Origin of the sequence: Porphyromonas sp. COT-290 OH860 (genome assembly GCF_000768935.1) — a bacterium.
Classification (GTDB): domain Bacteria; phylum Bacteroidota; class Bacteroidia; order Bacteroidales; family Porphyromonadaceae; genus Porphyromonas.
This window is the reverse complement of record NZ_JRAR01000072.1, coordinates 38,526-53,133: the sequence shown is the minus strand read 5'-3', so window position 1 is coordinate 53,133 and position 14,608 is coordinate 38,526. Positions and strand designations below refer to the sequence as shown.

General features: G+C 47.0%; 14 protein-coding genes. 10 read left to right on the top strand and 4 right to left on the bottom strand.

The annotated features are described in order from the left end of the window. Window positions 1-7 precede the first annotated feature (7 nt). The 4 genes from HQ41_RS07990 to HQ41_RS07975 all read left to right on the top strand — a co-directional run bounded on the left by HQ41_RS07990 (window position 8) and on the right by HQ41_RS07975 (window position 5,809). Entirely contained in the window at window positions 8-2,350 is a 2,343-nt protein-coding gene (locus HQ41_RS07990; protein ID WP_036845226.1) for a TonB-dependent receptor, read from the top strand. A gap of 35 nt (window positions 2,351-2,385) precedes the next feature. After that, entirely contained in the window at window positions 2,386-3,624 is a 1,239-nt protein-coding gene (locus HQ41_RS07985) for a DUF5074 domain-containing protein (protein ID WP_036849989.1), read from the top strand. A 485-nt stretch (window positions 3,625-4,109) separates the two neighbouring features. Further along, window positions 4,110-4,445 (top strand): RteC domain-containing protein, encoded by a 336-nt coding sequence (locus tag HQ41_RS07980; RefSeq protein ID WP_036845210.1) that lies wholly within the window; start codon window positions 4,110-4,112, stop codon window positions 4,443-4,445. Between the two features lie 152 nt (window positions 4,446-4,597). Continuing rightward, window positions 4,598-5,809, top strand: coding sequence for an ATP-binding protein (locus HQ41_RS07975; protein WP_036849987.1), 1,212 nt, complete (start codon window positions 4,598-4,600; stop codon window positions 5,807-5,809). A 263-nt stretch (window positions 5,810-6,072) separates the two neighbouring features. Here the strand turns inward: HQ41_RS07975 and HQ41_RS09800 are convergent, their stop codons facing one another. From HQ41_RS09800 to mobA, 4 genes are all read right to left on the bottom strand, one after another. Further along, window positions 6,073-6,276: a hypothetical protein gene (locus tag HQ41_RS09800; RefSeq protein WP_028897442.1), complete on the bottom strand. Its 204-nt coding sequence runs from the start codon at window positions 6,274-6,276 to the stop codon at window positions 6,073-6,075. Window positions 6,277-6,580: 304 nt separating this feature from the next. Further along, entirely contained in the window at window positions 6,581-8,593 is a 2,013-nt protein-coding gene (gene mobC, locus HQ41_RS07965) for a conjugal transfer protein MobC (RefSeq protein WP_044190216.1), read from the bottom strand. A gap of 16 nt (window positions 8,594-8,609) precedes the next feature. Next, window positions 8,610-9,839, bottom strand: a complete 1,230-nt coding sequence (mobB, locus tag HQ41_RS07960; RefSeq protein ID WP_044190215.1) for a conjugal transfer protein MobB — start codon at window positions 9,837-9,839, stop codon at window positions 8,610-8,612. After that, on the bottom strand, window positions 9,824-10,237 hold the full coding sequence (gene mobA / locus HQ41_RS07955) for a conjugal transfer protein MobA (protein ID WP_036845197.1): 414 nt from the start codon (window positions 10,235-10,237) through the stop codon (window positions 9,824-9,826). The genes mobB and mobA overlap by 16 nt, the downstream gene beginning before the upstream one ends. Window positions 10,238-11,031: 794 nt before the next feature. On the opposite strand from mobA, the gene HQ41_RS07950 reads away from it, so the two are divergent. From HQ41_RS07950 to HQ41_RS07925, 6 genes are read left to right on the top strand one after another with little or no spacing between them, the layout of a single operon-like run. Continuing rightward, window positions 11,032-11,814: a ParA family protein gene (locus tag HQ41_RS07950; protein WP_036889339.1), complete on the top strand. Its 783-nt coding sequence runs from the start codon at window positions 11,032-11,034 to the stop codon at window positions 11,812-11,814. Then, window positions 11,798-12,226, top strand: coding sequence for a DUF3408 domain-containing protein (locus HQ41_RS07945; protein ID WP_044190213.1), 429 nt, complete (start codon window positions 11,798-11,800; stop codon window positions 12,224-12,226). Before HQ41_RS07950 ends, HQ41_RS07945 begins: the two co-directional genes overlap by 17 nt. 1 nt (window position 12,227) lies before the next feature. Further along, complete coding sequence (locus HQ41_RS07940; protein ID WP_235316224.1) at window positions 12,228-12,605, top strand: DUF3408 domain-containing protein; 378 nt, start codon at window positions 12,228-12,230, stop codon at window positions 12,603-12,605. Next, window positions 12,602-13,192, top strand: a complete 591-nt coding sequence (locus HQ41_RS07935; protein ID WP_044190212.1) for a hypothetical protein — start codon at window positions 12,602-12,604, stop codon at window positions 13,190-13,192. The genes HQ41_RS07940 and HQ41_RS07935 overlap by 4 nt, the downstream gene beginning before the upstream one ends. A 29-nt stretch (window positions 13,193-13,221) precedes the next feature. Continuing rightward, window positions 13,222-13,962, top strand: a complete 741-nt coding sequence (locus HQ41_RS07930; protein WP_044190210.1) for a ParA family protein — start codon at window positions 13,222-13,224, stop codon at window positions 13,960-13,962. Further along, on the top strand, window positions 13,950-14,537 hold the full coding sequence (locus HQ41_RS07925; RefSeq protein ID WP_036845183.1) for a hypothetical protein: 588 nt from the start codon (window positions 13,950-13,952) through the stop codon (window positions 14,535-14,537). The genes HQ41_RS07930 and HQ41_RS07925 overlap by 13 nt, the downstream gene beginning before the upstream one ends. Window positions 14,538-14,608: the final 71 nt, after the last annotated feature.

The following is a 14,608-nucleotide window of genomic DNA, read 5'->3' as shown; positions in this document are numbered from 1 at the left end:
TAAAACAATGAAACAGAAAGTACTCTATCTTTTCTTATCACTAATGCTCATGAGCCTTAGTGTCTCCGCTCAAACAGGGGGAGGACGGATTGCGGGCATAGTTATCGACGATTCAGGCGAAGAACCGCTACCCGGTGCAACCATCTTTATAGAGGAACTGAAAAAGGGCGTTGCAGCAAATGGGCATGGGGAGTTCTCTTTTTCTGACATCCCCCCAGCCACCTATACGCTTACCGTGAAATTTATGGGTTACCACGCGCAAACCAGTAAGATCACAGTAGGTAAGGAGAGAGGCAAGAAAATCATCATCCGCATGAAAGCCCAATCCCAATCGCTTGAAGAGGTTATTGTGATGGGCAAGAGCGAAGCCCGTAAGATACGGGAGCAGGCAATGCCTATATCCGTAATCAGCATGAGTCAGATACAAGGAACGGTCAACAATGTGCAGGATGTTCTGGCAAAGACTGCCGGTATCACCGTGCGGACGATGGGTGGTGTGGGCAGTGCTTCTCGTATTTCGGTACGTGGGTTGGAAGGAAAACGTATTGGACTTTTCATTGACGGGCATCCGATGAACGATAATTCCGATTTTATCGACATCAATGATATTCCGGTGGAAATGATTGATCGCATTGAGATATATAAAGGTGTTGTTCCCGCCAAGTTCGGAGGATCTGCCGTGGGAGGAGCCGTAAACATTGTCGTCAAAGAGTATCCTCCCAAGTATTTGGACGTGAATTATTCTTATGGAAGTTTCAATACCCACAAAGCATCTGTGGTGAGCAAGATGAACATTGCTTCAAAAGGTATCGAGTTCGGGTTAGGAGGTTTTTATAACCATTCCGACAATAACTACAAGATGAAGTCTCCCTTCCAGGAGGGGCTTACGATAACCCGAGATCACGACAAGTTTAAGAAGACGGTTATCGGCGGCAGCTTTAAGGCTCGGAAGTGGTGGTTTGATTTGGTGGAATTTGAACCTGTCTTCATACATACCTATAAGGATATACAGGGGATAGAGTCAAATATTCAGTATGCCCACAGCCATTCCAACGCTTTTATTTTCGCCAATAAGATGGAGAAGGACAACTTTCTCTTGGAAGGGCTGGACTTGGATTGGCAACTGGGATATATTTACACCAACTATAATTTTGCCGATACCGCCTCTCATCGCACACATTGGGACGGAACGCATTATCCGGCGGCTTCCAAATTTGGTGGCGAAATCGGCAAATGGGCTTCATTATTGACGAATGATAAGCACCAATTACAGCACAAATTGAATCTCAACTATCTTGTCAATGAAAACCATTCGGTCAACTTTAACTCTTTGCTGAAATATGCCCGTGCCAACCCCAAGGATGTAATAAAGGACAAGGTCATTGGCTACCGTACTGAATTTCCAAGCAATATGCTCAACTGGGTGGCGGGATTGAACTACGACTATCGCTCTTCAGACGATAAGTTCCTCAATTCTGTCAATATCAAGTATTACCACTATTTGATGAAAACGCGGATGGCAAGTATTCTTACAAATTCAGCGGAAGATATAGATACTCGCAAGAATGATTTCGGCATCAGCAATGCGCTTCGTTACCGTATCACTCCCACCCTGATGGCAAAAGCGTCACTCGGGTATGATGTAAGGCTTCCATCGGAAGAAGAACTGCTGGGCGATGGATATGTAATAGCTCCTGCGGGCAATTTGATTCCTGAACGCAACACAAGTGTAAACGTGGGAATGATGTTTGACCTGACAGGAAAGTCTCCCAGCAACATGCAAGTAGAAGTAAATGGTTTTTACATGTATCTACAGGACATGATTCGCTTTACGGGAGGCTTCTTGCAATCGCAGTATCAAAATTTTGGCGAGATGAGGACTCTTGGTGTGGAAGCAGAGGTGAAAGCCGATGTCACACGTTGGCTCTATGGTTACGTAAACGCGACCTATCAAGACCTGCGAGATATGCGTAGGTATGAACAAAACACCACCATTGCCAATCCGACGAAGGGCAGCCGTATGCCCAATATACCTTATCTGATGGCAAATGCAGGACTGGAGTTTCACAAGGAGAATCTATTCGGAGGCAGAGGAATGAACACGCGCATATTTACCGATGCCTCATTCGTGGAAGAATACCTTTATGATTTCGAGCAAAGCCAGTTCCAGCAGCATCGCATACCGAGAACCTTCTCATGCAGTATGGGCTTTGAGCAGAGTTTCGGCAATGGACGCTACTTCATTATGGGGAAAATAAACAACCTGACCGATACGCAAATGATCAGCGAATTCAATCGCCCCTTGCCAGGACGTAGTTTCATCGTCAGATTCAGATATGTGTTCAAGTAATCAATCATCTAATAATCAATTAAACAAAAAAAGCAATGAAAAAGAAAATGATTTTCGCAGCAGCCATGTTTGCTGCACTGTGTCTCAACTCATGTGACAAGAACGATCCGGACACTCCCATAGCAGGAGGTACGGGAAATGTACTGCTACTGACAGCCTTGCCCAATGCTACGGGCATGGATGGAACAGTCTATATGCAACTCATTGACGAGCCCAAGTTGGGCACGACGATGGCTGTTGACAATAAAAATGGCATAAATGTTCCCTTTGGCAGTTCTTACCCCATGGTAATAGGTGATGAGGTCTATGTCTTCCCAAGCTATCACATGACTATGGACAAGAATGAACTGATCAAGTATCGCCGCACAAACAGTGGTTTGCAGAAAGTGGGCAGTATGCCATTGCCTGCCAACAACAGTGCCAACAGCCTCGTCAAGCTGTCTCCGACAAAGGCGTATCTGTCGCTTGCCGGATTGGGGGTAATCTACATTTTCAATCCCGAGACAATGCAGAAGACGGGAGAGATAGACCTGACATCTTTGGGCATACAGGACAATAATCCCGACATAGGAATTATGATAGAACGTGACGGATACGTGTTTGCAGGTCTAAGTCAGATGGTGGGAGGCTGGACAAGCCCTAAAGATTACAAACAAGCAGATGTAGCCGTCATTGACTCGAAGACGGACAAGCTGGTCAAGATGATTTCGGAGAAAGCCAGTGGTTTCTCTCAAGCTACACGTCCCATTGACCCGAAGTCTTTGTTCATGGATGAAAAAGGGGATATATACATCTCTTGTCTCGGCAATTTCGGAATGGTAGCAGGACATAAGGCTGGCATACTGCGAATCAAAAAGGGCGAAACGGATTTTGACCCCACATATCATTGGACGATAACCGGAGCAACTATTGAAAGAGAAGAGAAAACGGCCGGATTTGCGGCTTCTATCTGTTATATAGCCAGCGGCAAAGCCTACGGATACATTGATGTTCCGGGCTATTACAAGCCTGGCGAAACAGGGCATGCCGCTATCGCAAGCAGAGCCGTTGTATTTGACCTGTACAATCAGAAGATGACGAAAATTGAAGGACTGGAATTGTCCAACGGCTATGGTGTATTGGTCTCTAAGTATAAAGACGGCTTGGCCATCTGCAATGCTTCAGCAACGACCAAAGGAATCTATTATCTCAATCCTCGGACATCTGAGGTCAATCCAACTCCTATGATAACCACTGTAGGAAACCCTATGGCAATAGAATGGATTGGCAAGTAAATCATAGCCTATAACCAAGAGGGCGAAGACGGGAGCAGAACCCTCTGCTTTCTTCTTTGCCCTCTTTTTTATCCTCTAGTTCAAGTTAGAACCGATACGGATACTACAAATCTCCATCATTTGCCTCTGTATGTGGAGAACCTGCAATCGAACAAAAAGATGAACAATTGAAATACAAAGAGGAAAACGAGATTATAATGAATAAATTATCAATATGAAACGACTTATACAAACAACTGCATTTGAACAACTAATTTCAAATGATTTGACAGCAATCCAAATGAGGGCTGTTTGTGATAGTTTTATCAAGGATGTAATAAAACTAAGCGAAACGGAAAGAAATCCACAATCTTTATTTCGGGCTCTTTGTTACACTCGATTCCATTTACAAACAATCTACGAAAAGAGCGGATTAACAACGGAGATGGGGAAAAAATGTATCAGAGCTGCTATACGTCATTGACAAAGAGTTAGAATTATGGTATATGCGAATGCAAGGAGTTTTATCTTTATCACCTCCGAGTTTGCAATCCAATTCCTTCTGTATCCATTGGACAGGTAAAGCAACCGACTTGGTCGAACTACTCTATGCACTCGATACCTGTGACTGTATTAACGATGGTGAAATCGGTATAGAAGAATTGGCAGATACCTTTTCTGAAATCTTTGGTGTAGAAATCAAGAACTGCTACAACGTCTATATGAACATGAAACGCCGCAAGGATGACAGCCGAACCTACTTTCTTGATGAACTCCGAGAGAAGCTGAACAAGCGTATGGTGGAGAGCGACCTGAAAGGCGGCAAGTTCAAGAAACGGTGAATCAAAAGGAGGAACTCTCTCCCTCTCATTTGCCGATTACCTTAAGTTTACGGCAATTTTATTTGGAGAAACAGAGAGAATTGAGTATTTTTACATGCAGAATTGAGTAAAATACTCATCACAATTGAGTAAATCCATCATTAGATTTGAGCATGAACTATATTCGCAAACAATATCACACGCTGAAAGCACGCATTCAGGAGCCAAGGCGTTTTATGCAAGTATTGGCAGGTCCGAGACAAGTAGGCAAATCTACTCTCGTAGGGCAGGTGCTGCAGGACGTACCTATTCCATATTCGGTAGAAGTAGCAGATGCCGTCGATCCGAAAGACAGCGACTGGATACGCCGAGTGTGGGAAGGAGCACGAACCACCATGACACTCCGTGGAGAGGCTGAACGCCTGCTTGTGATTGATGAAATCCAGAAGATTGACAATTGGAGCGAGGTGGTCAAGAGAGAATGGGACGAGGACACGCGCAAGCATGTCAATCTGAAGGTGGTACTGCTGGGCAGCAGCCGTCTGTTGCTCAAGAGAGGACTTACGGAGTCGTTGGCAGGGCGTTTTGAACTTATTCGCCTCGGGCATTGGAGCTATCAGGAGATGCACGACGCTTTCGGAGTGACACTCGACGAGTACATCTACTTTGGCGGCTATCCCGGTGCAGCCCACATGATTGGTGACGAAAAGCGTTGGCGTAAGTATATCAAGGATTCGTTGGTGGCTCCCGCCATCGAAAAGGATGTACTGATGACCTCCAACATCTACAAGCCTGCCCTTATGAAACAATTGTTTGAGTTAGGGTGCGGTTATTCTGCCGAAATACTTTCTCTGACAAAACTGATGGGACAACTGCAGGATGCCGGCAACGTGACTACGTTGGCTTCGTATTTGGAGATACTCGACCAGTGTGCATTGCTGACGGGATTGCAAAAGTATGCCAATGATGAGGCCCGAAAGCGTGGCTCCATTCCCAAATACCAAGTGTACAACAACGCCTTGCTGACGGCATATAAAGGCAGGTCGTTCCTTATGGACAGAACGGACACGACGCTTTGGGGGCGATGGGTGGAGAGTGCGGTAGGTGCTCATTTGCTGGGCATGGCAGAGGAGGCAGACTATCAAGTGTATTACTGGCGAGAGCCTGCAAGGAACAAGGCAGATAAGGACAAAGAGGTGGATTTCATCATCGTAAACGATGGTGAGGTGACAGCTATTGAGGTGAAAAGCGGTCGTCGCGGGATGAACTCAGGTCTTCCTGTCTTTGTGGAGGCATTCCATCCCAAGAAATCTTTTGTCGTGGGCTCGGGAGGCGTTTCGTTGGAAGACTTTCTGAGGTGTGACATAGAGGTATTGTTGGGATGATGTTATACTTCTCTGCAGGATATAACTAAAAGACAATAAGCCTCTCAGGCGCGTCGAAAGACAGCATACTTGAGGGGCGTTCTTCATTTATAAGGGAGCCGAAATGAAGAGAACACAAGATGCAGTAAATCAAAAGGGAGGTATTCCGGTTTCGGAGTACCTCCCTTGATTTAGTTTCTGCAACTATTGGTCGCAGAAACTCTTCGTGTCTCGCAAAAGAAGATTAGAAAAATCCAACCCTTAGTTGGAGAATTTGCATCCTCTTACCGAAAAGCCCTGATAACTCTGTAGACAGCCCACAGGCAGGTGAAAGGTGCGGTGAAAACTCCTATGACGACAAAGAGGAGCAGTTTGATAATATAGTAAACAATCCACTGTCCATTTGTCCCCGCAACCATCTTATAGGGAATAAACTTCTCCACGAAGAGATAGCCCGACCATATCGCCATCAGCACATATCCGGACATCCATCTCATATCCTCAAAGCCTTTGGTCGCCAAGAAGTTCCACTTGAAACCTATGACAAACAAGGCGATGAGAAACAACATACAGAAGATACTTCGCCAAATCTCGCTGCGTTTTCTATTCTGAAAACAAGGTGTACAGAGTATCGGCTGATACTTTCCCGCACATTCGGAGCACAGCCCTTTCCCGCAATCGGAACACTGGGCTACCGCCGGTTCTTGGGTATGATTAAAACAATTCATAGTGTCATCATTTTGTGTGTTCAAAAGTACGAAAATCCAGCCTTAGAGCCAAGAAAAACAGCCATTATTTCTTGGTATTGAGTAGTTTGGAGAGTTCCGGGTCGTCGGAAATCCGTTGCAACTCCCGTTCCACGATTTCCCGCACCTCCGTCTTTACCCGTTCATAATTCGCCTTGATTTCCTGCTCCATCATATCCTCTCCGTTTTCATCCGTGAAATCCGTCAGAATAGGTATCGGTCGGTAAGCGGCTGTTTCCTTTGCCACCTTTGCATTGTCCACCACAATCTCACAGTGGAATATCTTCTGTTCGATACGTTCGGAGAAGTTGTCAGCGACCGCTCCCACGAACATTCCCTGCGTGAGCGTGGAAATCTTGCTCTGTGGAATAAGGCTGTCCATCTGCGTGGAGATGGAGGTCGTTTTGTCGCTTCGGGTGATGCTCATGCTCTGCCGCTTTTGAAGCACCTTCCCGAAACGCTCTGATAATGTCTTTGCCGTTTCGCCAACCACCTGACCGGAGAAAATGTTTCCGACGGTATTCATCACCACAGCCGCTTCCTTGTCCCCATAATCCCGCTTCAATTGCGAGAAGTCCTGAAAGCCCAAGCATACCGCCACCTTGTTGCTTCGCGCGGTGGCAATCAGATTGTCAAGCCCTTTGAAGTATATGGTAGGCAGCTCGTCAATGAGCACAGAACTTTTCAGCATTCCTTTCTTATTGATGAGCTTGACGATACGCGAATTATACAATCCCAATGCTGCTCCGTAGATATTCTGCCTGTCGGGGTTATTCCCTACACACAGGATTTTAGGCTCTTGGGGATTATTGATGTCCAGCGTGAAATCATCGCCCGTCATAATCCAATAGAGCTGCGGACTGATCATCCTCGATAAGGGAATCTTGGCGGAAGCTATCTGCCCCTGCAACTGGTCAGCCGCCCCTCCGAGCCAAGCATCCATAAAGGGAGAAAGGTAATTCTCCAATTCGGGGTAAGAGGTCAGGATGGGAAATATATCCTCGTATTTACGGCAGAGAAACTCAATGGCGTGGGGAAAGGTACAGTATTTCCCTCCTTCGAAAATGCGGAGATACCAAATGATGGCGGCAAAAAGGACGATGGGCGATTCCACGAAGAAATCACCCTGCTTCTGTACCCATGTTTTGTTGAGGTTGAGCATAATCGTATAAGCCGATTCGTAGGCATCCGATATATCGCTCATGAAATCGGGGTGTATCGGATTGCAGCGGTGCGATCGACGAGGGTCGTCGAAGTTGATCACGTAAAACTTCGGCTTGACTTTATACCCTTCCGAATGATGCAGCAGATGGTTGTAAACAATCGTGGAGAGGTCGGGATACTTGAAGTCATAGCAGTAGATGGCAAAACCTTTTTCGATTTGCTGCTTGATGAAATTATTGATGATGGCATAGGACTTACCGCTGCCCGGCGTTCCCAAGACGGAGACCGCACGGAAAGGATTGACCACGTTTATCCAGCCCTTGTTCCATTTCTTGCGATAATAGAAACGGGTCGGAAGATTGACCGAATACTCGTTTTCCAAGAGCCTTGTCTCTTGCATAAAGGATTCGTTCTCCTGATTGAAGACATCCTCCATCAGGTTGTTTTTCAAGAGGCGGCTCATGTAGAGTCCCGCCATCAGCAGACATACATACCCTATGGTTATCGTAAAGGTGTAGAGAGCCGCATTGGCTTCAATGGGAAAAGGCAAGGCGAGTATCCACCAATTGAGGAAGAAAAAGACAAAACCGATGCCCATGAACACTCCTATTTTAGACCAAGTGATGTGTTCCTCTTTAACGCCCTTTGTTCCTAAACAGGAAAGCCCCATCAGTACCAGCACAAAGAGCTTGGTATAAAGCATATTTCCGAACAACCCCGCCGTCCGGTGGAAGTTCATCAGTATCCTGTCCACCACACCGATATTCAGACCCCATAATTTGATGGCTTCGTAACAATACCAATAGAGGTGGGCAACCACCAATATAATACTCACGGCACGCAGAAAATCCATAATTTTCGCCAATGCCCTCAAATCGTCTTCTTGTTGTGACATAATCTTTCTGTTTTTTTTAGAGTTTACGTTGTTTTCTTTTCTTACGCTGCATCCGTCTGCGGAACAGCTCTTCCTCCCAATCCGTACCATGGGTTTCCAAGGGCAAATCGAGCAAACCGCCCAAGACGGAATCTCCGTCCGAAGTCTGAGTTTGGGAAATACTGCCTTTCTCACTCTGCTGTATTGGAGCAGACAGTTCGGGATGCGGGCGGTCGAACCACTCGGCAACGGCGTTTGCCGAAAGTTCCTTGCCCAATCGTGAGCCATTGACCACACAGCCGTTGTTATGGTCTATGAAGGTGATGCCATAGAGCCGCCCTTCGTCGTTCTCACGAAAGAGGACATCAATCCCCTTGTGATAGAGATTATCCCTGAAATCCACTCTTGTGGCAGAATGCCTCAATGCTCCGGCTACGACCGCTTTGGTCTTGGGAGCAAGATGTTTTTCTTTCACTTTCTCCTTTGAAGCCTTGAACCTGTTTTGTAGGGCTTCATATCCGACAGCTTTCCCGAAAAGAGAAGCCTTGAAAGGATTCCCCACCTTTTTACCTTTATCATCGGTAGCAAAATAGACCAATCCATTATAGGGCTTTCCATATATTTCTCCCTTCACCTCTTCCACGCATATATTATAGGTGGAGAGCAAGGCTCTGTATTCTTTGAAGCTCGGACAATGATAGAACTTCGCTGCAGGTTTGATAACCGAAGCCAGTTGTTTTTTGAGATTTCCCTCTTCAGGACGGACTCTTTGCAGTCGAAAAGTCTCTTTTGCCCGTTGCCTTTCGGCAGGCAGCAAGCCATATTTCTGCTCTATCTCTCGGGTGATATGCTTACTCTTGTAGAAGTTGTTGCCATCGTTAATCTTCTTCCCTTGTTCATCAACGGCTAAGGTGACAATATGCAAATGATGTCTGTCTATGTCCTCGTGTTTATACACGACAAAGGGCTGGTTGCCGTAGCCCATCTTTTCGATATACTCCTGTGCGATGGCAGAGAACTGCTCATCAGAGAGTTTATCATCGGGATGCGGGTTCAGGGAAATATGAATAATGGGCTTCTTCGTGCGAACTTGGCTCGGCATATATGCCAGAAAGTCCTGAAAACAAGCAGCAATATCGTGTGTGCCATCGGCAGAACAAAACACTTTGTTGGTCTCCAAAATCTTCGCGACACCCTCGTTTACCTTTTCTCCATTGTATGCTAACGCCCCGAAAAGGGAACTCCCGTAGCTTATTTTTGCGACCATTTCTCCTGAAATTCACGGGTGAGTTGTACGATTTCGCCTCCGATAGTTGCCAATTCAAGTGTCAGTTTCTCCAGTTGGGCAAGCATGGCGTAGGCTTTTTTCTCGGTGAAATTGCTTTTTAAGGCGACCACTACTTGGTTGTAATTGACCCCTACGCTGCGAAACTGCCCGTACAAAGTCGTCAATTTTTGATAGTAGTCGAGCAGCGAACGGTCTACTTTTATGACACGGAAAGTCTTGTCAAAGACCCTCGCCTTGATGAAAGCCGACTGACTTTGTACGCCCGCCGTTTCTTTCATGAAGAGAAACTCGGCAAATTCCATCGCGGTAAAGTTTACCGAGACTCGTTTCTCGGTCTTCTCTTTGGAGCTTATGCCCCGCATTTTCTTTTGTTTCATTTTCTACTTTGGATTTTAGTGTTTCACGGCATCACCGGCATTCGAGACAAGGCATTCTCCCTTCCAAGAAAAAACGACTTCGGAGTTTTTTCAGCCCTCTGCAAGAGCAAGGGTTTTATGCTGCAAAAACGGAGTCGTGCTGCATAAAACATACCTTGCTATTTGCTCCGACGCAAATAAATCCATCCATGAAGGACGGAAGTCGAGTATCTCAAAAAAGAACGCTTTATACCTCGAAAGCTTCGGCTTTCCGCTTAGGTGCAAAGTTACTACCCATTGTAGCTAAGACACTTACCTCATAAGTAGACACAAGTACGCATATCGACGCCACAAGTACGTAGTTAGCAAAAAGGATAGAAAAGAGGCTTTGAGGGCATCTATATTTGCCCCGTCGGACGGTTATTTGCGGATCGGTGGACATACTTGCCTAAGTCTAAAAACCTGTCCGCATCCATTTGAACAGACAATCAAGGAAATGGGAACTGGAATGAGAATATCTACAAGTTATTGCACCCATGTACCCTTATACCCTTGTGCAAGGGTACAAGCGTGGAAGTATGGATGGGTGGACGTGTGCAAGTATGCCTCCCGTCATATAGCTCCACCCTTATACAAGGAGGGACATATCCCCCAAAGTGGGTCTATGTTCTCTTATCGGAATACCTTATCGTATGCCTGTCCGGAGATTTATTCCCTCACGGACTCATTTCCATATCTGCCTTTTCAAGGAAACAAGCCAAGGTGTGCATACGCCTTTCCTCACATATATGTAGAACCATTAAACAGAAAATGAAATGAAAAAGAAACCTGTTTTCATAGCCTTCTCCACCCAGAAGGGCGGTGTCGGCAAAACGACCTTTACGGTCTTGACGGCGAGTTACCTGCACTATGCCTGCGGGTATAACCTTATTGTGGTGGATTGCGACTATCCGCAATTCAGCATCAATGCGATGCGTCAGCGTGACGCACAGGGGGTGGATCGCAACCCCGCGCTGCAGGAATTGGCAGCCACCCAGTTCTCCGAGTTGCAAAAGCCCACGTACACCATCCTTTGTGCCACGGCAGAGGCAGCCGTGGATACGGTCAGGGAATATCTGGAAACACATGAGTCGGATACGGATTTCGTCTTTTTTGACCTGCCCGGAACCATCAACAATGACGGTGTGCTGACCACTCTCTCCAATATGGATTACATTTTCACACCCATCTCCGCCGACCGTATATCCTTGGAAAGCACGTTGAGCTTTTCAGCCATCATCAAGGAGGTGATAACCGACAATACAGACACTGCCAACAAAGGGATCTACCTCTTTTGGAACATGGTAGACGGCAGAGAGAAAACACCCCTCTATACGATGTATGAAAAGGTCATTGCCGAGTTGGGGCTTCCGGTCTTGAAGACGGCAGTCCCCAATACGACCCGCTACAAAAAGGAAGTGATGGATGAGGGTACAACCCTCTTCCGTTCGACCATCTTTCCCGCCTCCCGCACGCTGCTCAGAGGCAGTCGTCTGAAAGAGCTTGTGGAGGAAATCCTATCAATCGTAAAACCTGAAGCGTATGGCAGAGAAGAATAAAGGGGCGATAGACCCCGTCGCCATCCGGGAACTGATTTCGCAGGGTATCCCGATGAAAAAGAAAGAGAGCGAGATGATACCGTCTGCCTCCGTCGAAGAGGTGGATACGTCTGTTCCGGAAACAGGGAAAGAGGTCTCGGAAGAACCGCAACTACCCATCCGAACACGTCGCAAGAATCCCGCCAAAGGAGATTACATCTCACTCTTCATGCACCGCAATGACCTGTATGACCGCAAGGCAATCTACATCTCCAAAGAGTTGCAGGACAAACTATCGGAAATCGTCCTCTTCATCCGAAAGAGGGAGATGACATTGGGCATGTACGTGGAAAATATCCTGCTCAAACATTTAGAGGACTACAAGGAAGAAATCAACCGATTAAGTGAAAAGAACTTCAAGAAATTATTGTGATATGAAACAGAAAAAAGATCAACCAATGGCAAGCAATAAGACCTGCAGAGAACGAAAAAGCGTCTCTTCAAAAGTAACCATCCGTAACTCCACCACGCTCATCGAACATTCCGAGGGACACTCTACAGGTCTCTTTCAGGAAGAGAGAAGCGATTATGAAACCGCCTTTCTGCAACCCCTGAGCATCGGAGACCGAAAGGGCGTGTTCATTTCCAAAAAGACACAGGAAGAGATTGCCGAAATCGTCTACGTGGCAGCCGCAGGCAAATTGACGATTGGGGCATTCGTAGAACATATCCTCCGGCATCACTTAGAGAGTCACCGTGGTGAGATAGACGCCTTGTTTGAGCAACAGTTCCGTAAACGTTTCGAGCGATGAAGCAGGTCGTCTTTATTCTGCTCTTGGTCGGCTTAGCCTATCTCGGCAGCGTGCAGGTCGCCCACTTCCTGTACGGACGCTATCGGAGTGCCATAAAACTCTACCGTGACTTGCAACTCTTTTTCAAGGAACGGGGCAAGGGGAAAGTCGTCGTCACCATCCGTATCCCCCAAAAGGAATCCTCCCAAGAGGAGAATGTCCTTTTAGCCGAGTTGCCCATTGACGAAGAGTTACAGGAACAGACGCCTGAAACGGAAATGTCGGAAGAGACCTCTCCGGACATTCCCGAAGAGGAAGAGGATTATGTATTGGTGGAAGTCCAAGGTGAAAGCCACTCCCTTTCGGAAAGCATCACCGCGGAAGAGTTGCAACAAATGGGCAGTGTCCTCTCCTGTAAGAATGCCCCGATAGAGGAAGCTGCGAAAGCCGCCGAAACCATCTATAAGATACACGACTCCCCGATGTTCCAAGCGATTAAGAAAGCGGCCGGAGAACGTGTCCGCGAACTGCTGGAGCGCGTTGCCGAAGAAGCTCCGAAAGAGGTTCAGTCAGGCAACTTCGATTACAAACGATTTATCAAGACATAGTATTCACCCATTCAAAGAAAAGAGAAAATATGAGTAAACCCATTTATCTCGCCATCGCTTCCCCCAAGGGCGGTGTCGGCAAAACCTCGCTTACGGCACTTGCCGCAAGCATTCTGCATTACTACAGAGGATACGATGTCGCCGTCGTGGACTGCAACCATCCCGTCTATACCATCGCCCGTCTGCGGCAACAAGAGTCGAAGGAACTAAATCATCAAAGCCTGATGCACCTGAAGCATCGGATACCCTGCACCCCTTATCCGATTATCTGCGCTCCGGTGCAGGAAGCCCTGAACAGGGTGGAGCGACACTGTGCGGACAATCCCCCTCGCTGTATCCTCTTCGATCTCCCTGCATTGATGCGTACCGAAGGGACAGTGGAACTGCTTTCGACAATGGACGCCGTTCTCTTTCCCGTTACGGGCAGTCCGATGGATATGGAAGCTGTCCGCCGTTTCATCGACATCTTGGGAGAGCAGATACTGACGATGGGCAAGGGCAATATCCGTGAGCTTTACCTGCTTCGCAATATGATACAGGCTTGGGAACGTGAGGAAGCCGACGAACGCTGTCGCACTCTTGCCGATGAAACAGGAGCTTTGCTGATGCAGACCTCATTGAGCCACTCCCGTTTATATCGTCCGCTGCTTTCCGAGCGCAGAAGAGGTGTATGCACCCTCTTACCACCCCAAGGAGGAAAGTTGAGCAGGCTCTGTATTCAGTTAGGCGATGAACTTCACGAAATCCTGCAACGCCTATGTACCGAATAGTCCTTGCCGCTCTCTTGCTCTATCTCCTGTGGCTATTTCTTTTTCTCTTGTATGAGAGGAAAAGAAGAAAGAAGGGAGTACCCCAAAAGCCTTGCCAAATAGTCTCTGAAGCAGAAATCATCGGTAAAAGTCGCTTTAAGAGAGGCCATTCAACGCCACAAGTACGCAGTTATGCCAAAGGCGAGGCGGAAGCAAAAAAGGCTTCTACATTTGCCCTCGAAAACGGACAAGAACTATCGGAAGAACCGGATAATCTGCCCGACATAGATGAGATTCCTTTAACGTATGAATCTTCGGATGCACCATCGTTTGAAGAGGAGGACGAAGAACTTCCCATACAGGGGGAAAGCGAATACGCCATGGGAATTGATTTTGAACGGGTGCTGGAAGCCTTGTCGGTCATTCACCGCCACGCCCACACCGAAGCAGAGCGACAGAGTACCGGCGATACACTGAGAGCGTTGGAAGGAACCCGGCTGATGGAAACGCTCCGAAGCGATGCGAAACGTTCGGCCACGATCGATGAAATCGTCCGTGCCCGTTTCGAGGAGCTTTACAGCGGCAAAAAAGCGTAACACCTTTTCCGATCGGTTTTACCCCCAATAGTATGGACCCTTTAATATAACAGGAACAATGAAAGAAAAAG

Excerpts from the sequence above, each read along its gene's own strand:
- HQ41_RS07990 (WP_036845226.1), top strand. The coding sequence starts at position 8 with ATGAAACAGAAAGTACTCTATCTTTTCTTATCACTAATGCTCATGAGC.
- HQ41_RS07985 (WP_036849989.1), top strand. The coding sequence starts at position 2,386 with ATGAAAAAGAAAATGATTTTCGCAGCAGCCATGTTTGCTGCACTGTGT.
- HQ41_RS07980 (WP_036845210.1), top strand. The coding sequence starts at position 4,110 with ATGCGAATGCAAGGAGTTTTATCTTTATCACCTCCGAGTTTGCAATCC.
- HQ41_RS07975 (WP_036849987.1), top strand. The coding sequence starts at position 4,598 with ATGAACTATATTCGCAAACAATATCACACGCTGAAAGCACGCATTCAG.
- HQ41_RS09800 (WP_028897442.1), bottom strand. The coding sequence starts at position 6,276 with ATGTCCGGATATGTGCTGATGGCGATATGGTCGGGCTATCTCTTCGTG.
- mobC (WP_044190216.1), bottom strand. The coding sequence starts at position 8,593 with ATGTCACAACAAGAAGACGATTTGAGGGCATTGGCGAAAATTATGGAT.
- mobB (WP_044190215.1), bottom strand. The coding sequence starts at position 9,839 with ATGGTCGCAAAAATAAGCTACGGGAGTTCCCTTTTCGGGGCGTTAGCA.
- mobA (WP_036845197.1), bottom strand. The coding sequence starts at position 10,237 with ATGAAACAAAAGAAAATGCGGGGCATAAGCTCCAAAGAGAAGACCGAG.
- HQ41_RS07950 (WP_036889339.1), top strand. The coding sequence starts at position 11,032 with ATGAAAAAGAAACCTGTTTTCATAGCCTTCTCCACCCAGAAGGGCGGT.
- HQ41_RS07945 (WP_044190213.1), top strand. The coding sequence starts at position 11,798 with ATGGCAGAGAAGAATAAAGGGGCGATAGACCCCGTCGCCATCCGGGAA.
- HQ41_RS07940 (WP_235316224.1), top strand. The coding sequence starts at position 12,228 with ATGAAACAGAAAAAAGATCAACCAATGGCAAGCAATAAGACCTGCAGA.
- HQ41_RS07935 (WP_044190212.1), top strand. The coding sequence starts at position 12,602 with ATGAAGCAGGTCGTCTTTATTCTGCTCTTGGTCGGCTTAGCCTATCTC.
- HQ41_RS07930 (WP_044190210.1), top strand. The coding sequence starts at position 13,222 with ATGAGTAAACCCATTTATCTCGCCATCGCTTCCCCCAAGGGCGGTGTC.
- HQ41_RS07925 (WP_036845183.1), top strand. The coding sequence starts at position 13,950 with ATGTACCGAATAGTCCTTGCCGCTCTCTTGCTCTATCTCCTGTGGCTA.